This window comes from Rhodanobacter sp. FW101-FHT13A11 (genome assembly GCF_058790335.1).
In genome coordinates this window covers 131794-157984 of sequence record NZ_JBYTCN010000007.1, presented here as the reverse complement: position 1 = coordinate 157984, position 26191 = coordinate 131794, and the positions used below count along the sequence as shown (strand labels likewise).

Below are 26191 nucleotides of genomic sequence, written 5' to 3'. Positions count from 1 at the left end.
ATTTCTTGGTAACGCCTCTTCGAGGCTTTCGTCTCATTGCATGAAGTTTTCCGGAAGAAGAAGGGAGCGAAGCGCTAGGGTGGCGTCAAAGCACGTTCGGGGCGCGGTGTAATGATCATCCTTCATCGCACCAGCAGGATCGGTACCAGGCAACTGCGGATCATCGTGGTCGTGGTGCTGCCGACAATGAGCTGACGGATGCGAGAGTGGCCGTAAGCGCCCATGACCAATAGCTCGATGCCGTACGTGCGCACATAGTCCGCGATCACCGCGTCCGCGTGGCCCGGAATCATCTCGGTATGCGCGCTGATGCCGCGAGCATCGAGCAATTCGCGGGCCCAGGTCATCTGCGCAACAGCAGTAGAGGATTCGGCGCCCGCCATTACCAGATGGCATTCCAGCCCGGTCAGCAACGGGCTGCTGGCCGCCAGTTCCACCGCCTTGCGTGCACTGGCGCTGCCGTCAAACGCAATCAGCAAGCGCTCGATCGGCTTGAAGGCACGTGAGGCGACCAGGATCGGCCGATGGATGGCGCGCACCGCTCGTTCCAGGCTGCTGCCCAGATGCAGCTTGGCCATGTCCGCCGAGGCGCCGCGTTTACCCATGACCAGCAGGTCGTAGGTGGGCTCGAATTCCACCAGGGCATCGATCAGGTCACCATGGCGCAATCGTTCGTGCACCTTGGTCGCGCCCCGCTGGCGCGCCCGTTCTGCGGCGTTGGCGAGCAAGGCATGACCGTGCTGCAACGACAGCTTGCTGCGCTGTTCGTCCAGCGCGGCCAGTTCGGTCAACAGATCGCCTTTGGCACCCAGCCCGATGCTACCGCTGAGATTGGAGGTCTGCGCGCGTTCGGGATGGCGCTCCAGCGTGTGCATCAACTCCAGTTGGGCATCGAGCCGTCTGGCGGCCCAAGCCCCGTGGTCGATCACGCTTTGCGTGTAGATCGAATCGTCGAGGCAGGCGAGTAAGGTTTTCATGGCGTTTCTCCTCAATGGCCCATCAGGCTTTCGACGGCGTCGGGCTTGTCGTGAATGGCGAGGCGATCGACGATCGTGGCGCTGGCTTCGTTGAGGCCGTGAATATCGACCTCGGTGCCCTCGCGGCGGAATTTGAGCACTACCTTATCCAGTGCGCCGACGGCGGTGAGATCCCAGAAGTGCGCGCGACTGACATCTATGCGTACTTGATCGACCGCCTCGCGGAAATCGAACGCCGCAATGAACGTCTCGGCCGAGGCAAAGAACACCTGGCCGGTGACCCGGTACTCGCGCACGCGCTCGTCGGCGTTGAGTGCCGATGCCACATGCAGCACGCGGCCCACCTTGCGCGCAAAGAACAAGGCGCTGAGCAGCACGCCCACGATCACGCCCTTGGACAGATCATGCGTGGCCACCACGACCACCACCGTCGCAATCATCACCACGCTGGAGGACTTCGGGTGCAGTTTGAGGTTCTTGATCGAGGACCAGCTGAAGGTGCCGATCGAGACCATGATCATCACCGCCACCAGTGCCGCCATGGGAATCTGGCCGACCCACTTGCTGGCGAAGACCACCATGATCAACAGGAACACGCCGGCGCATAACGTCGACAGCCGTCCGCGGCCGCCGGATTTCACGTTAATCACCGACTGGCCGATCATCGCGCAGCCGGCCATGCCGCCGAACAGGCTGGATACGATGTTGGCCGTACCCTGGCCAATGCACTCGCGGCTCTTGTTGCTGGAGGTGTCGGTGAACTCATCGACGATCGAAGCGGTCATCATCGATTCGAGCAAGCCCACCAATGCCATCGTTGCCGAATAGGGAAGTACCACCATCAACGTGTGCCAGTTGAACGGCACCTGCGGCGACAGGAACGTCGGCAGGCTGGTCGGGAGTGTCCCCATATCGGCCACGGTGCGTACATGCACACCGGCCAGCACCGTGAAAAGGGTCAGTACGATGATGCAGATCAGGGGCGACGGGATCACCTTGGTGAAGCGCGGCACGCCATAGATGATGATCAAACCAGCCACCACCAACGCATAAACCCGCCAGTCGCCGCCGGCCAGCTCCGGGAGCTGGGCCATGAAGATCAGGATCGCCAATGCATTGACGAAGCCTGTGATCACCGAGCGCGAGACAAAGCGCATCAGTATTCCCAACTTGAACACGCCAGCCAGGATCTGCAGCACGCCGGTGAGCATTGTGGCGGCCAACAAATACTGCAGACCGTGGTCCTTGACCAAGGTCACCATCAACAGTGCCATGGCGCCGGTAGCGCCCGAGATCATGCCCGGCCGGCCGCCCACGAAGGCCACAGTCGTCGCAATGCAGAACGCCGCGTAGAGCCCTACCTTGGGATCAACCCCGGCTATGATCGAAAAGGCAATCGCTTCGGGAATCAGCGCGAGCGCCACCACGATGCCGGCAAGCACGTCGCCGCGAATGTTGGAAAACCACTCCTGACGGAGGTTTCTCAATGTCATAAATTCAAAATCCAAATAGAAACGGGCAGCACGCGCGAGTGCGGTGCTGGTGGGTTCTTGGCAGGGATAGCGCTCAACTGCGAAAGCAGGAGCGAGAAACGTGCAGAGGGAAGCGACGCCTACGGTGGCGTCATGCGGCCAGCGCGAGGCGCGGCGAGTGCGGCAATGCAAGGGATCGAAAGCATCCGCTGAGCATAGCAGAAAGGAAGGCCTCCAGAGCGCCAGTTGGCACCCACCGGTCGCGGGTGTAACCTCAGAACGATTAAACGACGCGCAAGCTCAAGGCTTCACTGTCAATGGTGACAGTGACTCCGTCAGGTGCCTATGGCGAATCCTTGTCGGTAAATGTGATGAATAGCAACAACGCCTCTCTTCTGTTCCGCCGTGCCGCGTTCTGCGGTGTCACGGCCTTGGTCGGCCAGGCCCGTCCAATCTAAGTAGCTCCCCTAAACCCAACCTCCTTTCCGTTCACCGTTTGTGGTGACCGGTGGTCTTGGGCGATGCGTGTGATGCATGCATCGCAACCGTTTTCGGGGTGTGACATGAACCAGCAGCAGAGCATTCGGGACTGCGAAGCGCAGCTCTCCCTCATCAAGCACTTCCTGAGTTTGGCACTCGATCCGCTGTCTATGAAGGCGCTGGTCGAGACAGCCACACGGTCATGACACGTCCACTGTCCCAAAAGCCAAACCGCGATCAATTCTGTCACGACATGGCGAACACGCTTTTGCAAAAGCGCCTCGACGTCACGGAACTCGCCGAGCACATGAAGTTGTCCAGCCAGCCGGTGGAACTGGATCAGACCCGGCTGGGGCGATTGAGCCGCATGGACGCCATGTCCCAGCAAGAGATGGCCAAGGCCGGGCACAGCCGCCTGATGATCGAGCTACAGCGTATCGAGGCCGCGCTCGCGCGCTTCGAGCAGGGTCGGTACGGCATCTGTTGTCGCTGCAAGGTGGTGATCAGTGCCGATCGATTAACGATCGATCCGGCCACACCGTTCTGTATGGAATGCCAGCAAGAGGTGGCCGACCAGAACGCAGCGGACCGGCCGTGAGCTTGAGCCGTTGCCTGATCCCACCTTCGTTCTTCACTCCAGATCACCGAGCGATTCATGCCTACACCGTCTCATAGCTCAGGACGCACTCATCCCGCGCCACGGAAAACCTTCGCTATCATCAGCCACCCGGATGCCGGCAAGACCACGTTGACCGAAAAGCTGCTGCTGTTCGGCGGCGCCATCCGTCAGGCCGGTAGCGTCAAATCGCGCAAGACCAACCGCCATGCCACCTCCGACTGGATGGCGCTGGAGAAGGAGCGCGGCATCTCGGTGACCTCGTCGGTGATGCAGTTCCCGTACGAGGGCAAGATCGTCAACCTGCTCGATACGCCGGGACATGCGGACTTCTCCGAAGACACCTATCGCGTGCTGACCGCCGTGGACTCGGCGTTGATGGTGATCGACTGCGCCAAGGGCGTGGAGGAACGCACGATCAAGCTGATGGAAGTGTGCCGGCTGCGCGATACGCCGATCATGACCTTCATCAACAAGCTCGACCGCGAGGGCCGTTCGCCGATCGAACTGCTGGACGAAGTGGAATCGGTGCTGGGCATCGCATGTGCGCCGGTGACCTGGCCGATCGGCATGGGCAAGCGGCTGAAGGGCGTGTACCACCTGCTGCTGGACGAGGTGCACGTGTTCGAGCCGGGCAAGAACTTCACTCGGCAGGACTCGATGATCTTCCAAGGATTGGAGCATCCGGCATTGGAGGAGCGCGTCGGGACGGACACGCTGCGCGAACTGCGGGGTGAGCTGGAACTGGTCAAAGGGGCCTCCCATCCATTCGATCCCGCTGCCTATCTGGCCGGCCGGCAAACCCCCGTGTTCTTCGGCTCGGCGGTCAACAATTTTGGTGTGCAGCTGCTGCTGGATTTCTTCGTAGCCCACGCCCCGGGGCCGCAGCCGCATGAAGCGATACCGCGCTGGGTCGCACCCACGGAAAATCCCGTCACCGGGTTTGTTTTCAAAATCCAGGCCAACATGGACCCGCTGCATCGTGACCGCATCGCCTTCATGCGGCTGTGTTCGGGGTGTTATCACCCAGGCACCAGACTGCGGCATGTGCGCACCGGCAAGGACGTGCGCGTCAGTGATGCGCTGTCCTTCATGACCTCCGAACGCGGCCTCATCGAGGAGGCGTGGCCCGGCGACGTCATCGGCCTCCACAACCACGGCACGATTGCGATCGGCGACACGTTCAGTGAAGGCGAGATCCTTCAGTTCACCGGCATTCCACACTTCGCCCCTGAACTGTTTCGGCGGGTGCGCTTGAAAGATCCGCTGCGCCTGAAGCAGTTGCACAAAGGCTTGCAGCAGCTCAGTGAGGAAGGCGCCACACAGTTCTTCCGATCGATCGCCAGCAACGACCTGTTGCTCGGCGCCGTGGGTGTCCTGCAGTTTGAGGTCGCAGCCTACCGCCTGGCGCAGGAATACGGCGTGCACGCGCTGTTCGAACCGACGAACGCGATCACGGCCCGCTGGATCCACTGTGACGATAGCGATGTGCTGGAAGATTTCCGCCACAAGAACGCCCACCAGTTGGCGCGGGATGCGGCCGATGCCCTCGTGTATCTGGCCACGTCGCGGGTCAACCTGCAGATGACGCAGGAGCGCTGGCCGCAAATTCGCTTCGCATCGACCCGCGATCAATCCCTGGTCGAGGCCGCGATCCATGCCTGACCAGACGCCGAAGCCACCTGATCCCGCGCAGGACACGGATTATCACCTGCCCAAATGTTTGTATCGCGTCGAACTGGACGATCCCTATGAGATCCGCTATTGGACGCGTCTGTACAAGATCACCGAAGAAGAGCTCCGGGCACTCGTGGTTCAGTTGGGTAGCGATCGCAACAGCATTGAGGATTATCTGGGCCTGTGAAAAGCTCCCAGTCCCTGAGCACCGGAGAAACCCCATGCCTCCATCAGACGATGACCGTTTTGGTATGCCCACCAGTGCGTTCGAGGCAGCGTTGGATAGCCATGGACGGGATAGCCCGGTCATCCGGGCCGGCATGTATGTGCCCACCCGGCGCGAAGTGGCCACGCTTGAGGCCGCCGCGCTGGCTCCGATCGTGATCGACTGGATGTGGGAAAGTCCATCGGAGCTGATATCGAACAATGAACAGATCGGTGATCTGCGTGCCATTTTGCTGTCAAGGCCAGACGCGGATCAGCCGGGCATCCAGCAACTTATCGTGGAATGCGACGACTACCTGAAAGTGTGATGGAACCGGCGCCTGAGCGCCGCTATCGGCTAGGTCACCATGGCATCGATCGAACGGACTGCATACCCGCGCTTCAAACGTCATCCTTCGACCGATGAACTCGAACAGGTCTATACCCCCACCGATGACGAACTCTCGCTAGCCATCAAGCAAGTTCGCGAGCCCGCTCGCCGCCTGAGCTTCTTGCTCCTATTGAAGGGATTTCAGCGACTGGGTTACTTTCCCGTCGTCGATGACATGCCCTTGGCGATCATGCGATGCGTTCGCGATGCCTTGCGTCTGAGCGGCCATGCACGTCCGGCCGCTCTGGAATCGCGCACGCTCTATCGGTACCACGCTGCCATCCGCCGATGGTTGGGCGTGACAGCCTTCCGCGACCGCGGCATGCACGTCGCCGCCCGCGCCATGGGAGCGGCCGCACAGGTGATGGATCATCCGGCGGATCTGATCAATGCGTCGATCGAGCAACTCGTTAAGGACAAGGTCGAATTGCCCGCCTTCAGTACGCTGGATCGGATGGCGAGGCGGATCCGCGCCTTGGTCAACCAGCGGTTGTTCAACCTGGTCCAACAACGCCTGTCGCCGTCCGACATCAGCCAGCTGGACGCGTTGCTCGATGTCGAGTCCGGCCGTCGCCAGAGTCCGCTTCAGCTGATCAAGCAATTACCCAAGCGCTCCTCGCTGCAACATTTCCAGCGACTGATTGAGCATATTGCCCGGCTCTCGAATCTGGTCGGTGAAGCCCACCTCCTGGCCGGAGTACCCGAGACCAAGATCAAGCATTTTGCGGCAGAAGCGAAGGCGTTGGATGCCGCTGAACTGCGGGATTTCGGTGCCCCCAAACGACACCTGCTGCTCCTCAGCCTCATTCACCGGGCTCGCATTCAGGCCCGAGACGACTTGGCCGCGATGTACATCAAGCGGATGAACAATTTGCATCGCCGTGGCAAGGATGAGTTGGACCGGCTGCGTGTGCGCCATCGCGAGAAGACCGAGACCATCGTCGCCACTCTCACCGACGTCATCCAGGTGTTGGATACGCACCCGAGCGACACCGAGGCGGGACGGGAAATCCGGCAGCTCTTGAGCAAACGAGGTGGTATCGAGGCGCTGCAGGAAGATTGCGCTGCGATCAATGCGTACAGCGGCGACAACTACTATCCCTTGCTGTGGAAATTCTTCAAGAGCCACCGGCCCACGATCTATCGCATGATCCGGCTCCTTGATCTGTCCACGACCAGCGAAGATCGTTCGCTGGTGGAGGCCTTAGCTCTGGTGCTGGAACACGAATCCCGTCGCAGCGACTGGGTCGACGAGCCCGTAGATCTGGCATTTGCCAACGAGCGATGGCGGCGTGTCGTGTCCCATCGGGCCGAGGACGGCACCGTTCGTCTGCACCGCCGGCATCTGGAGGTGTGCGTCTTTTCCTGTCTGGCCAACGAGCTGAAGACCGGCGACATGGCGATCGGCGGCTCCGAGGAATATGCCGACTATCGTGGCCAGCTTTTGACCTGGGACGAATGCGAAAGCCGGCTGGCCGACTACTGCGGTCAGTTGGGCTTGCCCACCGATGGCGCGTTGTTTGTTGCGCAACTACGGGAGGAACTTACCCGCACGGCGGAAGAGATCGATGCCGCGTATCCGGACAACAATCAGATCGTGATCGACGAGCGTGGGGTTCCCGTTCTCAAGCGCGTTGTTGCCAAGGAACCCACCGAATCGGCCAAGGCGCTGGAGACCGCCATTCTTCAACGTATGCCCGAACGCAACATCCTCGACATCCTATGCAACGTCGCCCATTGGGTGAATTTCCCCCGACATTTCGGTCCGCTCTCCGGCTCCGATCCCAAGCTCGAACGCGCCACCGAACGCTACGTCCTGACCACGTTCACCTATGGCAGCAATCTGGGACCCGTGCAGGCGGCACGGCACTTCCGGGGCGCTGTGACGCCGCACATGCTTTCTTTCGTCAATCGCCGGCATGTCAACGGCAAGAAATTGGACCTGGCGATCAAGGACATCGTCAACGCCTACAACACACTGCACCTGCCCAAGGTGTGGGGCGACGGGAAAAGCGCGGCCGCCGACGGTACGAAGTACGACATGCGCGATCAGAACCTGATGGCCGAGTACCACATCCGTTATGGCGGCTACGGCGGCATCGCCTACCACCATGTCTCCGATACCTATGTGGCGCTGTTTTCCCACTTCATCCCGTCCGGCGTGTGGGAAGCGATTTACATCATCGAAGGTTTGTTGAAGAACAAGTCCGATATCCAGCCCGACACGGTGCATGCCGATACCCAGGGACAGTCTGCGCCGGTGTTCGCACTGTCGCACTTGCTTGGCATCAAACTGATGCCGCGAATTCGTAATTGGCAGGACCTGAAGTTCTTTCGGCCTTCCGTCGAGACCCGCTACGAACACATCGACACGCTGTTCAAGGACACCATCGACTGGGTGCTCATCGAAACCCACTGGAAGGATTTGATGCGGGTGGTGCTCTCGATCACCGCCGGCAAGATTTCATCCGTGACACTGTTGCGCAAACTGGGCAATAACAGCCGTAAGAATCGGCTCTATCAGGCATTCCGCGAGCTGGGCCGTGTGGTACGCACCAACTTCCTTTTGCGCTACATCTCCGACTTGAACTTGCGCGAAAAAATCACGGCCTCAACCAACAAGGTCGAAGCCTACAATGGCTTCGCCAAGTGGAACTTCTTCGGCGGGGAAGGGGTGATCGCCGACAACGACCCGGAAGAGCAGGAGAAGACGGTCAAGTACAACGATCTGGTCACCAACGCGATCATCTTCAGCAATGCGGTGGACCTCACACGCATCCTTCGCGAACTGGCGACCGAGGGGTGGAAGCCGAAACGAGAGGACGTCACCACCATGAGTCCGTACATGACCGGTCACATCAAGCGTTTCGGTGACTACCTGATCGATATCGAGGCTGTTCCCGATCCCTTTGTGGTGGAACTCATGCTGGAATAGCCGGAATGTCGTTCGGCCCGACAGGCAGCCGCTGAGCTGAGCTTTCAACCTAAATTTCTAGCCAAGCTTCTGAAAGAGCGTTCCTTTTCAGACGAAGTGTCCCATTTTACACGTATCTCGGCTGGACCCCAAGGTGCAACTGCGGCGTACTCAAGGAAATCCGTGGGGGAGACGTACCAGAGGCGCGCGTGACCGCGTTTGTGCGATTTCATTTCTGGTCTCCTTAATTTTACATAATATACATTATGCGAAATTAGAAATGATCGTTATCCTTGTCCTCGCGGCGTGTGCCGCGCGGAAATTCAAGGACTTGAAAGACAATGCGCGGATTCTGGAGTAACAAGCACTGGCGTCTGGACGGCGACGCCCTATTGATGCCGAACGGACACCGGCTACCGCTTCGCCACATCGTGCAGTGGCGGCAAGACCTCATCGAAGGTTCGGCCGACCTGACCGGGAAATGGTCAGGTTGGCGGGTGCGGCAACAATGGCTGATACCACCGGGTGGCACGGTCAAGCGCGGCCGCATCGCGCAGCACGTCCTGGCGCACGAAATCCAGACGCACGGCTGGGCAGCACAAGAAGTCAGCCGCCGGCAACTGGTCCTGTTCTAGCGGATCGGGCGATCCGTGTAGCGCCCGCTACGGCGCACCGGGTCGCCCCCATGCCCAGCTGCGTATACGCCGTCCCGTCAACCACGACCACGACACCACCGACGCAGCGCTGATTGCCTGTCAGAAGCCGACGATCCCACGTCCGGCTGCCGGTCGCGCTCCATCGTGCCTGTCAAAGGCGCTCGTCATTCCCTTTCCCACGGACTCAATTCCTTGACGCGTCAAATAGGAATGAGTAGCATTTGCGAAACCTCAAGGGAATCCACGAATGAAGCGCCTATTGATGTTGGCCGGAGCCGCCCTGCTGGCAGCCGGAACCGCCGCGGCCAGTGACGTGCCGGAATACACGCTGGTCATCAAGGACCATCGCTACCAGCCGAGTGAGCTCAAGATGCCTGCCAATACCAAGGTGCGCATCGTGGTGAACAACCAGGATCCGACGCCCGAGGAATTCGAGAGCACGGATTTCAACCGCGAGAAGCTGGTGCTGCCCAATGGCAGCGCCACAGTTTACGTCGGTCCCCTGCGCGCCGGCACCTACGGTTTCTTCGGCGACTTCCACCAGGATACGGCCCAGGGCCGCCTGATCGTGGAATAGGCGCCAGTCATCGGACCGGTCTGCTCGTCGCCGCCGACACGCCATGGCGCTGATCCGCCTCCTGCCCGCCTTCATCAGTCCCGTAACGCCGCCGCGCCCGGTTTCGCGGCGCAGGCGGCTGCGTGACCCGATTCTCCCCAAGGACTTTCCATGCACGCGAACCGCCCATTTCCCCTCCACTCCCGACGTTTTTTACAGGTGGCTCTCGGCCTTGCCATGCTGGGATGCGTCGGCCTCGTGCACGCAGACGATTTCATCGTCTACTCGCCGCACGTGATTGCCACCCAGACCGAGATCGAACTGCGCGGCTACGGCTTCAGCGACGGCCGTGCGGACATCAACGGCGAGCGGGCGGCCGAGCTTTCGGTCGCGCACGCAGTCACCGGTTGGTGGAAGCCCGAACTCTACGTGGCCGAATACAAGAAAGAGCCCGGAGGACAGGGAAAGCTGGTGGGTTACGAGTTCGAGAATACGTTCCAGTTCACCGAGCCGGGGCGCTACTGGGCCGACGTGGGCCTGCTCGCCTCCTACGGTCATCCCAGGGGCCGCGGCCCCGGTGAGCTCGAGCTCGGCCCGTTGATCGAGAAGACGGCAGGCCGCTTCGATCATCGCGTCAACCTGATCTGGGAACGCCACATCGGCAGTGGCGCATCGCATGGCACGGAATTTCGCTACAGCTACGCGGGCACCTATGCCTTGACGTCGTCATTCCGGCCCGGTATCGAAGCGTACGGCCGCCCGGACGACAACGCCTACCAGGCCGGCCCCGTGGCCACCGGCGAATGGCACGTGCCGGGCACGCATGGGAATGTCGAATACCGCATCGGACTGCTTTTGGGTATCAATCCCGCCGCTCCGCGGCGCACCGTGCTGGCCCAGGTCGAGTACGAGTTCTTTTGAGCGTGACGCACGAACAGCCGCCGCACGGTCCAGGCCGTGAAATGGGCCGTGGCGATGCCCGCTACTGCCCTGCCCGCTGATCCGCCCGGACCGGTTTGATCCGGCGCAACCAGTCGTAACCGTCCTCGGGACGCAAGCCGGTACCGGCTGCGGTATTTCCGGAGACCGTGGCGCGGCCTGCGGCGTTCTGGCTGCCGAACCGGCGCTGCGAACGTTGCGGCAAGTGGCTGAGGTTGTTCTTCATTCCCGTGATTCCTCGCGATGCGGGTGACCGGCTCGACCCGTGCCGTGCCGGTCCGTGTGGATGCACCGGGAAGATCCGGGTTGCCAGACCGTGGATCAACGGCCCTGGCGGGATCGCACCGTTTCCGTCCCGGAACGATCCCGCTCCACCGGATCGTTCGCCCACGGAAACTCGCCGATCACCCCCGTAGGGTTTTGCCGGAAACGGCCGGCGCCCATATTGCTGGCCACAAGCGCATTCGGGTGCCGGATCATGGGCAAATCATTACTCTCGCGGCTGTTTCTTGTGCTCGGCATGGTGATCGCCACGCTGCCGAGTGCCGGTGCAGCCACGTTGTACGGCGGCGATTACGCCAGGATCGGCGTGCCGGACCTGGCGCAAGCCGTGGCATTTTTCCGGGACGTGCTGGACTGTCGCCCGATCGACCCGGCTGCGGGCGGGGTCGGTAGCCCGCGGCAATCCAGTCTTCTGGCCTGTGACGAGGGTTCGATCGTCGAACTGTTCGATGAACGGGGCGCCTCCCCTTCCCCTGCACGGTCGTCGCAGGAGCGGGCCAGCCGCACGTTGCGGTTCGTGACGGATGACGTGGCGCACGCCGACCAGTGGCTGCGCCACGAAGGCGTCGACGTGAGCGGTGCGCCGCGCCGGTTGACCTCCGGCCCGCTGGCCGGCCGCCTGGCGCTGGATTTCGTATCGCCCTGGGGGCTGCACCTGCAACTGCTGGGCAGCAAGGTGGACGGTTCCTCCGACGGCACGCTGGCTACGGCCGATATCCCGTCCGGCAGCGACTGAGGCTCAACGGCGGGCGCGGAAGAACTCGCGCAGCATGCCGGCGGATTCTTCGGCGAGCAGGCCGCCAGCCACTTCGATGCGATGGTTGTGGCGCGCGTCCACCAGGGTGTCGAACACGCTGCCGGCGGCGCCGGTCTTGGGATCGACGGCGGCATAGACCACGCGGCCGAGACGGGCATGGATCATCGCCATCGCGCACATCGCGCACGGCTCCAGCGTGACGTACAGCGTGGCGCCGGACAGCCGGTGGTTGGCCACTTTCTCGCCGGCGGCGCGCATGGCCATGATCTCGGCGTGGGCGGTCGGGTCGTGCAGGGTGATGTTGCGGTTCCAGCCCAGCCCGACGATCTCCCCGCCCTGCACCAGCACCGCGCCCACCGGCACCTCATTCTCGGCGTCGCGGGCGTGCGCCGCCAACTGCAGCGCGTGCCGCATGTACTGCTCGTCGGCTGCCGAGAATTCACTTGAGGTGTTGCTGGTTTCTTCTTTCATTTCAATCTATTGCATTCATTACATGAGAAAGCCGGCAAATCGCCGGCCTTCCCTGGTACGTGCAAGTGGTTGATTTTGCTATTCCCACTCGATCGTGGCCGGTGGTTTGCCACTTATATCATAAACAACGCGAGAAACACCTCGCAATTCATTGATTATCCTGTTGGAAACCTTGCCGAGAAACTCGTAGGGCAGGTGCGCCCAGTGCGCCGTCATGAAGTCGATGGTTTCCACCGCGCGCAGCGCGATCACCCACTCGTAGGCGCGCGCGTCGCCCACCACGCCCACCGACTTCACCGGCAGGAACACCGCGAACGCCTGGCTGGTCTTGTCGTACAGGTCGGCCTTGCGCAGCTCGTCGATGAAGATCGCATCGGCCTGGGCCAGCAGTTCGGCGTATTCGCGCTTCACTTCGCCCAGGATGCGCACGCCGAGGCCGGGGCCCGGGAACGGGTGACGGTAGACCATGGCGCGCGGCAGACCGAGTTCCACGCCGATCCGGCGTACCTCGTCCTTGAACAGCTCGCGCAGCGGCTCGACCAGCTTCAGCTTCATGTGGGCCGGCAGGCCACCGACGTTGTGATGGCTCTTGATGACGTGGGCCTTGCCGGTCTTGCTGCCGGCCGACTCGATCACGTCGGGGTAGATCGTGCCCTGCGCCAGCCACTTCACGTTGCCGCCGACGGCAATGAGCTTCTCCGACTCCTCGTCGAAGATCTCCACGAACAGGCCGCCGATGATCTTGCGCTTGGCTTCCGGGTCGGCCACGCCTTCGAGCGCCTTGAAGTAGCGGTCGGCGGCGTTGACGCGGATCACCTTGACGCCCATTCCGTGCTCATCGGAAGCGGCGGCCATGGTGGCCATCACCTGGTCGCCTTCCTGCCAGCGCAGCAGCCCGGTGTCGACGAACACGCAGGTCAGCCGGTCGCCGATCGCCTTGTGCAGCAGCGCGGCGACCACCGAGGAGTCGACGCCGCCGGACAGGCCCAGCAGCACGTGATCGTCGCCGACCTGGGCACGCACGCGGGCGATCTGGTCGTCGATGATGTTGGCGGCGGTCCACAGCGTCGCGCAGCCGCAGATCTCGGTGATGAAGCGCTTCAGCAGCGCCCCGCCCTGCTTGGTGTGCGTCACCTCGGGGTGGAACTGCACGCCGTACCAGCGTTTGCTGTCGTTCTCCATCACCGCCACCGGGATGCGGTCCGTGGTGCCGGTAACGACGAAACCCGGCGGCGCTTTCGACACGTGGTCGCCGTGGCTCATCCACACGTCGAGCTTGTGCTCGCCCGGATGATCGCTAAGGCCATCGAACAGGCGGCTCGGGGCCACGACGTCCACGCTGGCGTGGCCGAACTCGCGCGCATCGGCCGCTTCCGTGGCGCCGCCCAACTGGGCGGCCAGGGTCTGCATGCCGTAGCAGATGCCGAGGATCGGCAGGCCGCTGTCGAACACCTGCTGCGGGGCCTTCGGCGCGCCCGCCAGCGTGGTGGATTCCGGGCCGCCGGACAGGATGATGCCCTTCGCGCCGAACGCGGCGATCTCGGCCGGGTCGTGGTCCCACGCCCAGATCTCGCAGTACACGCCCAGTTCGCGCACGCGCCGCGCGATCAGCTGCGTGTACTGCGCGCCGAAGTCGAGGATCAGGATCTTGTCGTCGTGGAGCCGGGATTGGGGATTCGGGATTCGGGATTCGGACATGCCGGCGGCAACGTGGCTGTGTGATGGGCGATGTGGATGGCGGTGAACACGAGACGCGGAGGGGATTCGGCACCCTGCTTTGCCCAATCCCGAATCCCGTGTCCCGAATCCCGGCATTCAGGAATTCAACCGGTAGTTCGGCGCTTCCTTGGTGATCTGGATGTCATGCGGGTGCGCCTCGGTGACGCCGGCTGAAGTCACCTTGACGAACTGTGCCTTGTGGCGCACGTCCTCGACGGTGGCCGCCCCCAGGTAACCCATCGAGGCGCGCAGGCCGCCGATCAGCTGGTGGATGATGTTGCGCAGCGGGCCGCGATACGGCACGCGGCCCTCGATGCCTTCGGGCACCAGCTTGTCGGCGTCGGCTTCGTCCTGGAAGTAGCGGTCCTTGGAGCCGAGCTGCATCGCGCCGATCGAGCCCATGCCGCGGTAGCTCTTGTACGAGCGGCCCTGGAACAGTTCCACCTCACCCGGCGATTCCTCGGTGCCGGCGAACATCGAGCCGAGCATCACGGTGGACGCACCGGCGGCCAGCGCCTTGGGAATGTCGCCGGAATAGCGGATGCCGCCGTCGGCGATCAGCGGGATCTCGTCCTTCAGCGCGGTGGCGACCAGGTCGATCGCGGTGATCTGCGGCACGCCGACGCCGGCCACCACGCGGGTGGTGCAAATCGAGCCGGGGCCAACGCCCACCTTGACCGCGTCCACGCCCACGTCGAGCAGCGCGCGCGCCGCTTCGCCGGTGACGATGTTGCCGGCGATCACCTGCACCTGCGGGTAGTGCTTCTTGACCCAGCCGGCGCGTTCGATCACGCCCTGCGAATGGCCGTGCGCGGTGTCCACCACCAGCACGTCGACGCCGGCGTCGACCAGCGCGGCCACGCGCTGCTCGGTGTCGCCGCCCACGCCGACCGCGGCGCCGACCAGCAGCGCCTCGTGGCTGTCCTTGGCGGCATACGGGTTGTCGCGCGCCTTCTGGATGTCCTTCACGGTGATCAGCCCGCGCAGCTGGAAGTCGTCGTTGACCACCAGCACCTTCTCGATGCGGTGCCGGTGCAGCAGCTGCAGCACCTCGTCCTGGCTGGCGCCTTCCTTTACCGTGACCAGCTTGTCCTGGCGGGTCATGATGTTGCGCACCGGATCCTCGGGCTTGCGCTCGAAACGCATGTCGCGGCTGGTGACGATGCCGACCAGCTTGCTGCCCTCGACCACCGGCACGCCGGAGATGTTGTGCGCGTGGGTCAGCCGCAGCACCTCGCGGATCGAAGTGTCCGGGCCCACCGTGATCGGGCTGCGGATCACGCCGGCCTCGAACTTCTTCACCAGGCGCACTTCCGCGGCCTGCTGCTCGGCGGTCATGTTCTTGTGGATGATGCCGATGCCGCCGTTCTGCGCCATGGTGATGGCGAGCCGCGCCTCGGTGACCGTATCCATCGCGGCGGACACGATCGGGATGTTCAGGCGCAGGTTGCGGGTGAAGCGGGTGGAGGTATCGACGTCGCGGGGAAGCACGACGGAATGGCCTGGAACGAGGTAGACGTCGTCGTAGGTCAGGGCCTCGGCGAGGATGCGCATGCGAAAAGTCCCGCTGCAAAGAGGAGATTATACGCGCCCCGCCGGCATGCTCGCCAGACGTGCGGCTGAATGCGGTGGCAACCGATGGCCAGATCAGGCGACCCTGCGCGGCGCCGTGCGAGCCTCGGCGGCCTCCAGCGTGTTCTCCATCAACGTGGCCACCGTCATCGGGCCGACGCCGCCGGGCACCGGGGTGATCCAGCTGGCGCGTTCGGCGGCCGGCGCGAATTCCACGTCGCCGACCAGGCGACCGTCGTCGAGCCGGTTGATGCCCACGTCGATCACCACGGCGCCGGGCTTGATCCACTCGCCCTTCACCAGCCCGGCCTTGCCTACGGCGACGATCACGATATCGGCCTGGCGCACGAAGGTTTCCAGGTCGCGGGTGAAGCGGTGGCAACTGGTGGTGGTGCAGCCGGCGATCATCAGCTCCAGCACCAGCGGGCGGCCCACGTGGTTGGACACGCCGACCACCACCGCATGCTGTCCGCGCACCGGGCGGTCGGTGTGCCCGAGCAGGGTCATCACGCCCTTCGGCGTGCACGGGCGCAGGCCGAAACGGCGCAAGGCCAGCCGGCCCACGTTGATCGCCTGGAAGCCGTCGACGTCCTTGGCGGGGTCGATCCGGTCGACCAGCGCATCCTCGTCGATGTGTTCCGGCAGCGGCGACTGCACCAGGATGCCGTGCACCTCCGGGTCGGCGTTGAGCCGATCGATCAGGGCAAACAATTCGCCCTGGCTGGTTGTCGACGGCAGGTCGTAATCGAACGAGCGGAAGCCGACCTGGTGGCAGGCCTTGCGCTTGTTGCGCACGTAGACCGACGACGCCGCGTCGCTGCCCACCAGCACCACCGCCAGTCCCGGCACGGGCAGGCCCTGCTCAACGCGTTGGGCCACGCGCAGGCCAATGCGCTCGAGCAGTTCCTGTGCGATGCGTTTGCCGTCGAGGATGCGTGCGCTCATGTCGGTGCCTGCGTGTAAAGTTCGTCATTATCCGGGCTTGGCCCGAAGCGCACAAACGGCATGCATGAGCACCGACCTCACCTTGCCCACCACGTTGGAACTGACCGATGGCCGATTGAGCCTGTCTCCCTGGCGGGAGCGCGACACCGATGCCCTCGTCGAGGCTGCACGCGAGTCGGTGGCGACGGTCGGCCGCTGGCTGCCCTGGTGCCATGCAGGCTACGGCGCGGATGACGCCGCTGCGTGGATAGCGCACTGCCGGGCCGGCTGGCACTCCGGCGAGATCCAGGCGTTCGCGATGTTCGAGGCGAACTCCGGCCGGTTGCTGGGCGGCATCGGCCTCAACCAGCACAATCCGCTTCACCGCAGCGCCAATCTCGGCTACTGGGTGCGCCAGTCGCGCCAGGGAAAGGGACTGGCGGCGGCGGCCGCGGCCCTGGTGGCGCGGTTCGGTTTCGAACAACTGGGGCTGGTGCGGATCGAGATCGTCACGCTGCCCGACAACCGCGCCAGCCAGCACACCGCCGAAAGGGTCGGCGCGCGGTTCGAGGCGCTGGCGCGGCAACGGTTGTGGATGGGCGGACAGGCGCGGGACGCGCGCGTCTACGGCTTGATCCCGACGGACCTGGGCTAGCCGCAGAGCCTGGCGACCTCCGCGTAGCCGCCGAATACCGCACCCGCGCCGCAACCCGGGCAATCCGGATCGCGCGGCAGGCGGGTTTCGCGAAAGCACATGCCGAGCGCATCGAAGCCCAGCAGGCGGCCGACCAGCGGCTCGCCCAGGTCGAGGATCAACTTCAGCGCCTCGGTGGCCTGCAGCAGTCCCACGATGCCGGGCAGCACGCCGAGCACGCCGGCCTCGCTGCAATTCGGCGCATCGGCGGCGGCCGGCGGTTCGGGGAACAGGCAGCGATAGCACGGCGAGTCGGCGCGGCGCGGATCGAACACGCTGAGCTGGCCGCTGAAGCGTTCCACCGCGCCGTAGATCATCGGCAGCTTCAGGCGCTGCGAGGCGGCAGCCAGCAGGTAGCGCGCGGGAAAATTGTCGGCGCCGTCGATCAGCAGGTCGTGGCCGGCCAGCAACCGTTCCACGTTGTCCGCCTGCAGGCGCTCATTGCGCACCTCGACGCGGATGCGCGGGTTGAGCGCCTGCAGCGCGATCCGCGCCGACTCGGTCTTGGCCATGCCGACGCGGGCATCGGCGTGGATCACCTGGCGATGCAGGTTGGAACGCTCGACCCTGTCGTCGTCGATCAGGGTGAGCTGGCCGACCCCGGCGGCGGCCAGGTACAACGCGGCCGGCGCGCCGAGGCCGCCCGCGCCGAGCAGGACGACTTTCGCGGCGGCCAGGCGCGCCTGCCCTGCCTCGCCCACCTGCGGCAGGCGCAGTTGCCGGGCGTAGCGTTCGGCGGCATCCGCATCGAGCGTGCCGGCGGAAACCGGCAGGCCCTCGGCCTTCCAACGCTCGAAACCACCGGCCACCGAGCTGACGTCGCGATAGCCGAGGCGCTGCAGGGCCTCGGCCGCCAGCAGCGAGCGCTGACCACTGCCGCACAGGAGCAGCAACGGACGGTCGCGGCTCGCCTCCACTTGTTCGATGCGCAGTTCGAGGAAACCGCGCGACAGGCCCAGCGCATTGGCCGGCATGCCGGCGGCGCGTTCGGCGTCCTCGCGTACGTCGATCAGCAGGCCGCCCTGCGCCTGGCGGGCCAGCGCCTGGGCCGGCGCGATCTCGGCGATACGCCCGCGCAACGCGCCCAGCCAGGTTTCGCGGTTCAGTGATTCGCTCATCGCACCAGTTTACCCGCCGGCTTGCGGCACGGCGCACGGCTCAGCGCGTGCGCTTGATCAGCTCGCTGAGCCGGCGCCGCGCCTTGTGCTGCTGTTCTTTGGTCAGCACTTTCTTGCGCCCGGCATACGGGTTCTCTCCCTCGCGGAACACGATGCGGACCGGCGTGCCTTCCAGCTTGTAGCGCTTGCGGAAGAAGTTTTCCAGGTAGCGCTGGTAGGCCGGCGCGATGTGCTTGGTGCGGGTGCCATGGATCACGATGGTCGGCGGATTGGTGCCGCCCGGATGGGCGAAGCGCAGCTTCGGCGAGTGGCCGTTCACCAGCGGCGGCTGGTAGCTCTCGTAGGCCTTTTCCAGCGTCTTGGTGAGATCGGAAGACACCAGCACCTTGGTCGCCGACGCGTGCGCACGCACCACCGCGCGCATCAGCTCGCGCAGGCCCGAGCCGTGCAGCGCGGAAATCTGCACCTGCTTGGCCCAGTCGACGAACACCAGCCGGCGATCCAGCGCGCGGCGGCACTCGTCGCGCTGGTACGAATCCATGTCGTCCCATTTGTTGATCGCGATGACCAGCGCCCTGCCCTCGTCCATCGCGTAGCCGATCAGGGTGAGATCCTGGTCGGCGAGGTTCTCGCGGGCGTCGATCATCACCACCACGACCTGGGCGGCGGCGATCGACTGCAGCGTCTTGATGACGCTGAACTTCTCCACCGCTTCCTCGACCCGCGACTTGCGCCGAATGCCGGCGGTGTCGATCAGGGTATAGCGCTTGCCGTCGCGCTCCAGCGGCACCCGGATCGGGTCGCGCGTGGTGCCGGCCACGTCGGAGACGATCAGCCGCTCCTCGCCCAGCAGGCGGTTGATCAGGGTCGACTTGCCGGCGTTCGGGCGGCCGACGATGGCGACGCGGATGCTGCCGTCCTCGCCCTCTTCGGCGGCCGCACCTTCCTCATCGGCCGGCAGCAGCGGCAGCAGGACGTGGATCAGCTCGTCGGTGCCGCGGTTGTGCGCCGCCGACAGCGGCAGGGTGTTGCCGATGCCGAATGCGGAGAACTCGGCCATCACGACCTGCACGTCGAGGCCGTCGGTCTTGTTGACCACCGCCACGATCGGCTTGCCGCTGCGGCGCAGCTCGCCGAGGATCACGTAGTCCTGCGGCAGCAGGCCATCGCGGGCGTCGACCACGAACACCAGCACGTTCGCTTCCTCGATCGCCAGCCGCACCTGTTTCGCGGTCAGCACGTCCATGGCGTCTTCGGCACCGGACAGGCCGCCGGTGTCGACCACCACGAACGGCCGCCCGCCGGTGCGGCATATGCCGTAATGGCGATCGCGGGTCACGCCCGGCATGTCGGCCACCAGGGCGTCACGGCTGCGCGTCAGCACATTGAAAAGGGTCGATTTACCGACGTTCGGACGACCGACCAGTGCAACGACAGGCAGCATGACGTGGACTACGTTAAGGCAAAATCAGGGCGAGGACAGACGGTAGGCGCCGATGCGGCCCTCGACGTCCTCGACATAGACGACATCGCCCACCACCAGCGGCTGGGCGCGGATCGCCTTCTTCGACAGTCGCTCGCGCGCGGCCAGCGCGCCGTCGCCGGTCTGCAACCAGTGCACGTAGCCTTCCATGTCGCCGACCACGACATAGTTGCCCTGCACGGCCGGGCCGGTGACCCAGCGATGCTTCAGCGCGTCGTTCTTCCAGAGATCGGAACCGCCGCTCTTGTCGAACGCCCACAGCACCGACTCGTCGTTGGCGCCGAACACGGCATTCCCGCTGACCGCGAGCGAACCGAAGCTGGAGAACGGGTGCGACCACAGCGGGCGGCCGCTGGGGCCGTCCACCGCCATCAGGTTGCCGTGGTAGGCGGCCCCGTAGAGCGTGCTGCCATCCAGCAGGATCGCGCCGTCGGCGTCGCTGAGGCGGTCGATCTCGGTGCGGCCTTCGCCGCTGGCAAGCCTCTGTTCCCACAGCTTGGTGCCGTTGTCCTGGCGCAGCGCGATCAGCTTGCCGTCGTCGCTGCCGAAGAACAGCACGCCGTTGGCGGCTCGCAGCGCGCCATTGCCGCGCAGGCTGAGCAGCGGCACGGTGCCCTGGTCGTACACCCAGCGACGCTCGCCGCTGGCGGCATCCAGTGCGTAGACGCGGCCGTCGCTGGTGCGCACCACCACGAGATTGTCCACGATCACCGGCGACGCCAGCACCTCGGAATTCACCTCGGCTTCCCAGCGCGGGCTGCCGTCCTTCGCATTGATGCCGTAGACGTGGCCGTCCAGCGTGCCGACGGCGAGCAGGTCGCCGTTGACCGCGGGACCGCCGGCGTACATCGCGTCCTTGCGCTTCTTGTCGCCCCAGCCGAACCAGCCATGGGTGCTCGAACTCTTCGACCACAGGGTCTTGCCGCTGCTGGCGTCGAACGCCGCCAGCTTGCCGTCCGTGCTGTCGGCGTAGAGCACGCCATCCACCACGGTCGGACGCAGGCGCGCGCCGCTGGTGCCGGCGCCATGGCCGACGCTGTTGCGCCACAGGCGGGTGACCTGCACGGTAGGCTTGAAATCCTTCGCCAACGGGGTCGGCGGCTGGACGTTTTCCTTCTTGAACGAATGACACCCGGCAAGGCTTACCAACGAGGCCAGCGTGATCAGCAAAAATCGTTTCATGCGCCCTGCTTCCCGTCCACGGCCAAATCATCGAGTTTCATCTGCAAGGCGCCGCGTTGCGGCGCTTCCTCGCCCAACACCGACAAGGCTGCCTGATAGGCCTTGCGCGCTTCGTCGGAGCGTCCAAGCTTGACCAGCACATCACCGCGGAGTTCCTGCACCAGGCCCTGATAGCTGCCGGCCGGGATGCGGTCGAGCGTGGCCAGCGCCTGCTTGCCGTTGTCGCGCGCCAGCTCCACCTGGGCGATGCGCAGCAGCGTCAGCGATTTCAGTTCCGGAGCCGCGGCGTGGCTCTCGGCCCACTCCAGCGACGCCTCGGCCTTGTCGAGCTGACCGGCCTGCACCTGCTGCCTGGCGCGATCGCTGGCGGCAAATACGGCAAACGGCGACTTGGCGTAATCCTTCATCAGCCGGTCGGTCAGCTGCGCGGCGGTGTCCGGCTTGCCGGAGGCGAACGCAATCTGCGCCTGCTGATAGAGCTGAGCGGCCTCGCCCTCCTGCCGTGCCTGGTGGTTGCGCCACTGCTGCCAACCGAAGATGCCGACCAGGCCAATCGCGATGCCCACGACGATCGACATGCCATTTTCGCGCAGCCACTTCTGAACCAGTTCGCTCTGTTCGTACTTGTCGTATTCTTCAAATGCCATGCGATCACCATTCAAGAGGCCGCGCACCCGAGGACGCGTGCACGTGCCGGCGCGGTGGACAGAAAAAGGAAATGCCCGTCGTGCCCGCCCGTTGCCGGGCGAACCAAGTGGGCAAGCATAACCGAAATGGGCCGCCCGCAGCGGCCGCTGGTGGCGATCAGAGACTGGCCGCGGAGGCCTTGCCGTCCTGCATCTGCATGCGGAAACGGGCCACGTTGGCGCGCCGGAATTCGTCCAGGCCCACCGATGCACCGTCGATGCTTACTTGCGCGCCACTGGCATTGCCGATGCGCACGTCCAACGGCTGGTCGCTGCGGTAGGTCTTGCTGCTGCCGGCCGGCAGCAGCCCGTATTCCAGGCGCGAACCATCGGCCTGGACCACTTCGACCCAGCTGGCGTCGGACAGGCTCAGGCTCAGACTGTGGCTGCCGGTGCCGGCCTCGACGGCCGGCGCGGACGGCGTGCTGGGCCTGGCCGACGACAGATTGGTGTTTTCCAGGCTCGGGAACGGTGCCATCGAAGCCAGCAGCGGCTGATCCTGCTCCGCCGGCGGCGTCACCTTCGGCGGCGACGCCGGTAGCGGTTTGCTGGCACGGTCGACGGCAGCAGCAGGCGGTGCCGGCGCATCCATCTGTGCCACCGGGGCGGCATCCAGCGGCGCAAAATGGCTGAGGTCGCGATCCAGCGTGCCGCGCACGCCCAGCCAGATCATCGGCACCACGATCACCGCCGTCAGCACGACATAGGTAGCCGCTGTGGCATAGCGATCCAGCAGGAAGCGCGAATGCGAGATGCCGCCGGTGGCCACCAACAGCGGCTCGACCTGCTTGATGCGATCGAGTTCAGCCTGGACCGACGCCTCGTCGAGGCCGAGATGCCGTGCGTACTTGCCGATGTAGCTGGCGAGGTAGATCTTCGAATCGATGCCGTCGTACTGGTCGCGCTCGAGTCGGCGCAGTACGCGGGCGGGCAGTTTCAACTGATGCGCGCAGGCCTCCAGGTCCAGGCCGCGGGCTTCACGCGCCGCATGCAGGCGGTTGCCGAAACTTACCGTGTGAGGGTTTGTCGACGACACATCCATGTTGGACAAATTGATGCCAAACAGCTCGGGCTCACTCGAACCCTGCGCGGTCGGATGGGGCTGCATGGAGGTCATTGGCTGGCGGTGGTGTCAAGGGCGTGCGCCTGTTCCGAGTCCGGGAACTGGCTGAGCAATCGCTTGCGGTAGTTGTGGGCACCATCCTTGTTGCCCAGGCTGGATTCGATGTCGTGGCCGAGCTTGAGCGACGCGGCAGTAGGCTGCTCCAGCGCGTCGAATCGCTGGATGAAGGCCCTGGCGCGAAACGCATCCCCGTTCCGATAAAGCGTGTTGGCAAGCTGGAAGAGTGCCTCTGCGTTTTTCGGATTTCGCACGATGGCGTCACGAAAATTCGCTTCGGCCCCGGTGACGTCGTTCGCGCGCAGCTGGCATACGCCGGCATTGGTCAGCGCCACGTCCGGGGTCTGGTAGAAGGGATCGGCGACGGCTTTCTGGAAATAGCCGTTCGCCTCGGCGATCTTTCCGATATGGCAGAGGAACACGCCCAGATTGTTGTTCGGCGCACCCTTGGCCGGTTCCAGCGCTACCGCCTTGCGGTAATGCTGCTCGGCTTCGGGCAGGTTGTTGATGCGTTCGTACAGCACCGCGATCACGGTGTGCGCCGGCGCGTAATTGGGGTCGAACTGCAGGGCCTTGGTCAGTTTTTCCAGGGCGGTCTGCAGATCACCGGAGGCTAGGTAGCGCTGGCCCAGTTCGGTGTGGATCCTGGCAGCATCCTGCGCCTGGTCGGCCTTGCTGGCCTGCGGCATGTTCTTGCCCAGCGAGCTGCTGTCGGTGCGCGTGGTGATGCAGCCGGCCAGCAGCAGCGACAGGCAGATCAGCAATGCCCGGTCAAATCGCATGCAATGTCCCCTCGTCCTGCCGTTTGCGCAGACCGGCGCTGCGCCGGGTGCGATCCGTCACCTGCCCGGCCAACTGGCCGCAGGCCGCATCGATATCGTCGCCGCGGGTGCGCCGCAGCATGGTCAGCACGCCGGCGTTGAGCAGCTGCGTCTGGAACTCGCGGATTGTGCCCGCGTCCGAGCGCTCGAAACGGGTGCCCGGGAAGGGGTTGAACGGAATCAGGTTGACCTTGCAGGTCGGCAGCTTGCGCATCAGCTTGATCAGCTGGCGGGCGTGCTCGGGCTGGTCGTTGACGCCCTTCATCAGGGTGTATTCGAAGGTGATCGAGGTGCGCGGCTTGCGCGCGATCCAGCGCTGGCAGGCGGCGAGCAGTTCGGCGATCGGGTAGCGCTTGTTGAGCGGCACCAGCTCGGTGCGCAGCTCGTCGTTGGCCGCGTGCAGCGACACCGCCAGCGACACGTCGATGGCATCGGACAATTCGTCGATCAACGGCACCATGCCGGCGGTGGACAACGTGACTCGCTTCGATGCCAGCCCGAAACCGAGGTCGTCGCGCATCAGCTTCATCGCCCGCACCACGTTCTCGAAATTGGCCAGCGGCTCGCCCATGCCCATCATCACCACGTTGGTGATGCGGCGGTTCTGGTGGGTGACATTGCCCAGGTACTTCGCCGCCACCCACACCTGGCCGATGATCTCGGCGGTGGACAGGTTGCGGTTGAAGCCCTGTGCGCCGGTCGAGCAGAACTGGCAATTCAGCGCGCAGCCGATCTGCGAGGAGACGCACAAGGTGCCGCGGGTCGGCTCGGGGATGTACACGGTCTCGACCGCGTTGCCCTTGTCCATGCCAAGCAGCCACTTGTGCGTGCCGTCGGTGGCAGCCTTGTCCAGCAGGGTGTTCGGCGCGCCGATGTAGCACGCCTCGGTGAGCTTGGCGCGCAACGCCTTGCCCACGTCGGTCATGTTTTCGAAGCGGTCTTCCAGATCATGGTAGATCCACTTCATCACCTGCTCGGCGCGATACGGCTTCTCGCCGAGCTGCGCAAAGAAATCACGCAGGCCCTGACGATCGAAATCGAGCAGGTTGACCTTGGCGGTCTTCGGGTCGGATGGAGTGGCAACTACCTGATTCATGTTTTTGAAGAGTGCGACCACGGATGGATGGCCGCTCATTTGACCTTCGCGTTCAAGGATGAACGCACAAATTAACGCGACAACACGTCCGTCGCAGCGAAGAAATAAGCAATCTCCACCTTGGCGGTTTCGACCGCATCGGAGCCGTGCACGGCATTCGCGTCGATGGAGTCGGCGAAGTCGGCGCGAATCGTGCCCGGTGCGGCTTCCTTCGGGTTGGTGGCACCCATCAGGTCGCGGTGGGCCAGCACGGCGTTCTCGCCTTCCAGCACCTGGATCATCACCGGACCGGAGATCATGAACTCGACCAGCGCCTTGAAGAACGGCCGTTCGCGATGCACGGCATAGAAGCCCTCGGCTTCCTTGCGCGACAGTTGCTTCATCCGGCCGGCGACGATCTTGAGACCGGCCTTTTCGAAACGAGCGTAGATTTCGCCGATGACGTTCTTGGCAACGGCATCGGGCTTGATGATGGAAAGGGTGCGCTCCAGCGCCATGCGGGTCTGCTCCGGGAAAACGGATGAATGGAAGTGGGGTCGTCGCCGGCCCCCGGCCGGCGGGAATTCAGTCAAATCCGACAGAGATTGCGGATTTAACTCACGAAAGTTTGACAGATTCTAACTCATACGCAAGTCGCCGGGAATTTGCAACAAACGACCGTTTGACGACCGCGGAACTGTCCGCGTATGCTCAAACGATCGTTTGAACCGGCCCGTGGCCGATGGATGGTTTCCCCGTGAACAGCTCCGGCTCGACCAAGGAACGGATACTCGGCGCCGCCGAACTCCTGTTCGCCCAGCGCGGCTTCGACGGTGCCTCGCTGCGCCAGCTCACCGCCGCAGCCGGGGTGAACCTGGCGGCGGTCAACTACCACTTCGGCTCCAAGGAAAAGCTGGTCGAGGAGGTGTTCCGCCGCCGCCTGGACGCGCTGAACGAGAGCCGGCTGGTTGCCCTGGCCAAGGTCGCCGGCGCCCCGGACACCACGCTCGAGGACGTGCTGGAAGCCTACATCCGCCCGGCCCTCGAACTGTCCCATGACAACAGCGGCGCGCTGTTCATGCGCGTGCTGGCGCGCGCGTTCGCCGAGCACGACGACAGCCTGCGCCAGTTCCTGTCCACCAACTACGGCCACGTGATGCGCCAGTTCACCGCCGAATTCGCCCGCCTGCTGCCGCAGCTGAGCAAACCGGAGCTGTACTGGCGCATCGACCTCGTCACCGGCGCGCTGACCCACGCGATGTCCGGCTTCGGCATGATCCAGCGCAAGGGCGACGTCAGCGAGCACGCGCATCGCGAGCAGACCGTCCAGCACCTGGTTCGCTTTGCCGTCGCCGGACTCAGCCACCCCTGACCTCATCACCTGATCCAACCTGCTTGCACCATC

Annotated in this window: 27 protein-coding genes; 12 read left to right on the top strand and 15 right to left on the bottom strand. The window is 64.2% G+C overall.

Going from position 1 to position 26191, the window contains the following annotated elements; all coding sequences use genetic code 11:
* Positions 1-122: 122 nt before the first annotated feature.
* The gene (locus AC3WRN_RS10030; RefSeq protein WP_492622856.1) at positions 123-977 is read right to left on the bottom strand and encodes a universal stress protein; all 855 of its coding nucleotides are present in this window, start codon (positions 975-977) and stop codon (positions 123-125) included.
* An 11-nt stretch (positions 978-988) separates the two neighbouring features.
* Entirely contained in the window at positions 989-2470 is a 1482-nt protein-coding gene (locus AC3WRN_RS10025) for a SulP family inorganic anion transporter (RefSeq protein WP_492622855.1), read from the bottom strand.
* Positions 2471-3012: 542 nt separating this feature from the next.
* Here AC3WRN_RS10025 and AC3WRN_RS10020 point away from each other — a divergent pair.
* The 9 genes from AC3WRN_RS10020 (at position 3013) to AC3WRN_RS09980 (ending at position 10864) form a co-directional block, all read left to right on the top strand.
* Positions 3013-3135 carry a hypothetical protein gene (locus AC3WRN_RS10020; RefSeq protein ID WP_492622854.1) on the top strand — a complete coding sequence of 41 codons (123 nt, stop codon included), beginning with the start codon at positions 3013-3015 and terminating at the stop codon, positions 3133-3135.
* Positions 3132-3527: a TraR/DksA family transcriptional regulator gene (locus AC3WRN_RS10015; RefSeq protein ID WP_492622853.1), complete on the top strand. Its 396-nt coding sequence runs from the start codon at positions 3132-3134 to the stop codon at positions 3525-3527. The genes AC3WRN_RS10020 and AC3WRN_RS10015 overlap by 4 nt, the downstream gene beginning before the upstream one ends.
* Positions 3528-3584: 57 nt before the next feature.
* Entirely contained in the window at positions 3585-5210 is a 1626-nt protein-coding gene (locus AC3WRN_RS10010) for a peptide chain release factor 3 (RefSeq protein ID WP_492622852.1), read from the top strand.
* Complete coding sequence (locus AC3WRN_RS10005; protein ID WP_492622851.1) at positions 5203-5409, top strand: DUF3606 domain-containing protein; 207 nt, start codon at positions 5203-5205, stop codon at positions 5407-5409. The genes AC3WRN_RS10010 and AC3WRN_RS10005 overlap by 8 nt, the downstream gene beginning before the upstream one ends.
* Before the next feature lie 34 nt (positions 5410-5443).
* Positions 5444-5755 carry a hypothetical protein gene (locus AC3WRN_RS10000; RefSeq protein ID WP_492622850.1) on the top strand — a complete coding sequence of 104 codons (312 nt, stop codon included), beginning with the start codon at positions 5444-5446 and terminating at the stop codon, positions 5753-5755.
* 39 nt (positions 5756-5794) lie between these two features.
* A complete protein-coding gene (locus AC3WRN_RS09995) occupies positions 5795-8752 on the top strand; it encodes a Tn3 family transposase (RefSeq protein WP_492622849.1) in 2958 nt (985 codons plus the stop codon).
* Between the two features lie 320 nt (positions 8753-9072).
* A complete protein-coding gene (locus tag AC3WRN_RS09990) occupies positions 9073-9366 on the top strand; it encodes a hypothetical protein (protein ID WP_153021629.1) in 294 nt (97 codons plus the stop codon).
* 268 nt (positions 9367-9634) lie between these two features.
* The gene (locus tag AC3WRN_RS09985) at positions 9635-9964 is read left to right on the top strand and encodes a cupredoxin domain-containing protein (RefSeq protein WP_068090291.1); all 330 of its coding nucleotides are present in this window, start codon (positions 9635-9637) and stop codon (positions 9962-9964) included.
* Positions 9965-10114: 150 nt separating this feature from the next.
* Complete coding sequence (locus AC3WRN_RS09980) at positions 10115-10864, top strand: hypothetical protein (protein WP_068090293.1); 750 nt, start codon at positions 10115-10117, stop codon at positions 10862-10864.
* 61 nt (positions 10865-10925) lie between these two features.
* On the opposite strand, the gene AC3WRN_RS09975 is transcribed toward AC3WRN_RS09980, so the two are convergent.
* Positions 10926-11108 carry a hypothetical protein gene (locus AC3WRN_RS09975; RefSeq protein WP_492622848.1) on the bottom strand — a complete coding sequence of 61 codons (183 nt, stop codon included), beginning with the start codon at positions 11106-11108 and terminating at the stop codon, positions 10926-10928.
* Positions 11109-11360: 252 nt separating this feature from the next.
* Between AC3WRN_RS09975 and AC3WRN_RS09970 the strand changes: the two genes are divergently transcribed.
* A complete protein-coding gene (locus tag AC3WRN_RS09970) occupies positions 11361-11900 on the top strand; it encodes a VOC family protein (RefSeq protein ID WP_492622847.1) in 540 nt (179 codons plus the stop codon).
* 3 nt (positions 11901-11903) lie between these two features.
* On the opposite strand, the gene tadA is transcribed toward AC3WRN_RS09970, so the two are convergent.
* The 4 genes from tadA to folD all read right to left on the bottom strand — a co-directional run bounded on the left by tadA (position 11904) and on the right by folD (position 16628).
* Positions 11904-12392, bottom strand: coding sequence for a tRNA adenosine(34) deaminase TadA (tadA, locus tag AC3WRN_RS09965; protein WP_492622846.1), 489 nt, complete (start codon positions 12390-12392; stop codon positions 11904-11906).
* Positions 12393-12470: 78 nt separating this feature from the next.
* Positions 12471-14090 (bottom strand): glutamine-hydrolyzing GMP synthase, encoded by a 1620-nt coding sequence (gene guaA / locus AC3WRN_RS09960; RefSeq protein WP_492622845.1) that lies wholly within the window; start codon positions 14088-14090, stop codon positions 12471-12473.
* 117 nt (positions 14091-14207) lie between these two features.
* A complete protein-coding gene (guaB, locus tag AC3WRN_RS09955; RefSeq protein ID WP_492622844.1) occupies positions 14208-15665 on the bottom strand; it encodes an IMP dehydrogenase in 1458 nt (485 codons plus the stop codon).
* A 93-nt stretch (positions 15666-15758) separates the two neighbouring features.
* Positions 15759-16628: a bifunctional methylenetetrahydrofolate dehydrogenase/methenyltetrahydrofolate cyclohydrolase FolD gene (gene folD / locus AC3WRN_RS09950; RefSeq protein WP_492622843.1), complete on the bottom strand. Its 870-nt coding sequence runs from the start codon at positions 16626-16628 to the stop codon at positions 15759-15761.
* 64 nt (positions 16629-16692) lie between these two features.
* Here folD and AC3WRN_RS09945 point away from each other — a divergent pair, with 64 nt between their 5' ends.
* Positions 16693-17262, top strand: coding sequence for a GNAT family N-acetyltransferase (locus AC3WRN_RS09945; protein WP_492622842.1), 570 nt, complete (start codon positions 16693-16695; stop codon positions 17260-17262).
* Here the strand turns inward: AC3WRN_RS09945 and moeB are convergent.
* From moeB to ndk, 8 genes are all read right to left on the bottom strand, one after another.
* A complete protein-coding gene (moeB, locus tag AC3WRN_RS09940) occupies positions 17259-18419 on the bottom strand; it encodes a molybdopterin-synthase adenylyltransferase MoeB (RefSeq protein WP_492622841.1) in 1161 nt (386 codons plus the stop codon). The two genes, AC3WRN_RS09945 and moeB, sit on opposite strands and share 4 nt — an antisense overlap.
* A gap of 40 nt (positions 18420-18459) precedes the next feature.
* Positions 18460-19863, bottom strand: a complete 1404-nt coding sequence (gene der / locus AC3WRN_RS09935) for a ribosome biogenesis GTPase Der (protein ID WP_492622840.1) — start codon at positions 19861-19863, stop codon at positions 18460-18462.
* A 24-nt stretch (positions 19864-19887) separates the two neighbouring features.
* Positions 19888-21084, bottom strand: a complete 1197-nt coding sequence (bamB, locus tag AC3WRN_RS09930) for an outer membrane protein assembly factor BamB (protein WP_068090316.1) — start codon at positions 21082-21084, stop codon at positions 19888-19890.
* Positions 21081-21731: a YfgM family protein gene (locus AC3WRN_RS09925; RefSeq protein ID WP_492622869.1), complete on the bottom strand. Its 651-nt coding sequence runs from the start codon at positions 21729-21731 to the stop codon at positions 21081-21083. The genes bamB and AC3WRN_RS09925 overlap by 4 nt, the downstream gene beginning before the upstream one ends.
* Before the next feature lie 157 nt (positions 21732-21888).
* Positions 21889-22887, bottom strand: a complete 999-nt coding sequence (locus AC3WRN_RS09920) for a RodZ domain-containing protein (RefSeq protein ID WP_492622839.1) — start codon at positions 22885-22887, stop codon at positions 21889-21891.
* Entirely contained in the window at positions 22884-23672 is a 789-nt protein-coding gene (gene pilW / locus AC3WRN_RS09915) for a type IV pilus biogenesis/stability protein PilW (RefSeq protein ID WP_492622838.1), read from the bottom strand. Before pilW ends, AC3WRN_RS09920 begins: the two co-directional genes overlap by 4 nt.
* Positions 23662-24807 (bottom strand): dual-specificity RNA methyltransferase RlmN, encoded by a 1146-nt coding sequence (gene rlmN / locus AC3WRN_RS09910; protein WP_492622837.1) that lies wholly within the window; start codon positions 24805-24807, stop codon positions 23662-23664. Before rlmN ends, pilW begins: the two co-directional genes overlap by 11 nt.
* Positions 24808-24878: 71 nt before the next feature.
* Positions 24879-25304: a nucleoside-diphosphate kinase gene (gene ndk / locus AC3WRN_RS09905; protein WP_068090325.1), complete on the bottom strand. Its 426-nt coding sequence runs from the start codon at positions 25302-25304 to the stop codon at positions 24879-24881.
* 239 nt (positions 25305-25543) lie between these two features.
* Here ndk and AC3WRN_RS09900 point away from each other — a divergent pair, with 239 nt between their 5' ends.
* Complete coding sequence (locus tag AC3WRN_RS09900) at positions 25544-26158, top strand: TetR/AcrR family transcriptional regulator (protein ID WP_153021630.1); 615 nt, start codon at positions 25544-25546, stop codon at positions 26156-26158.
* Positions 26159-26191: the final 33 nt, after the last annotated feature.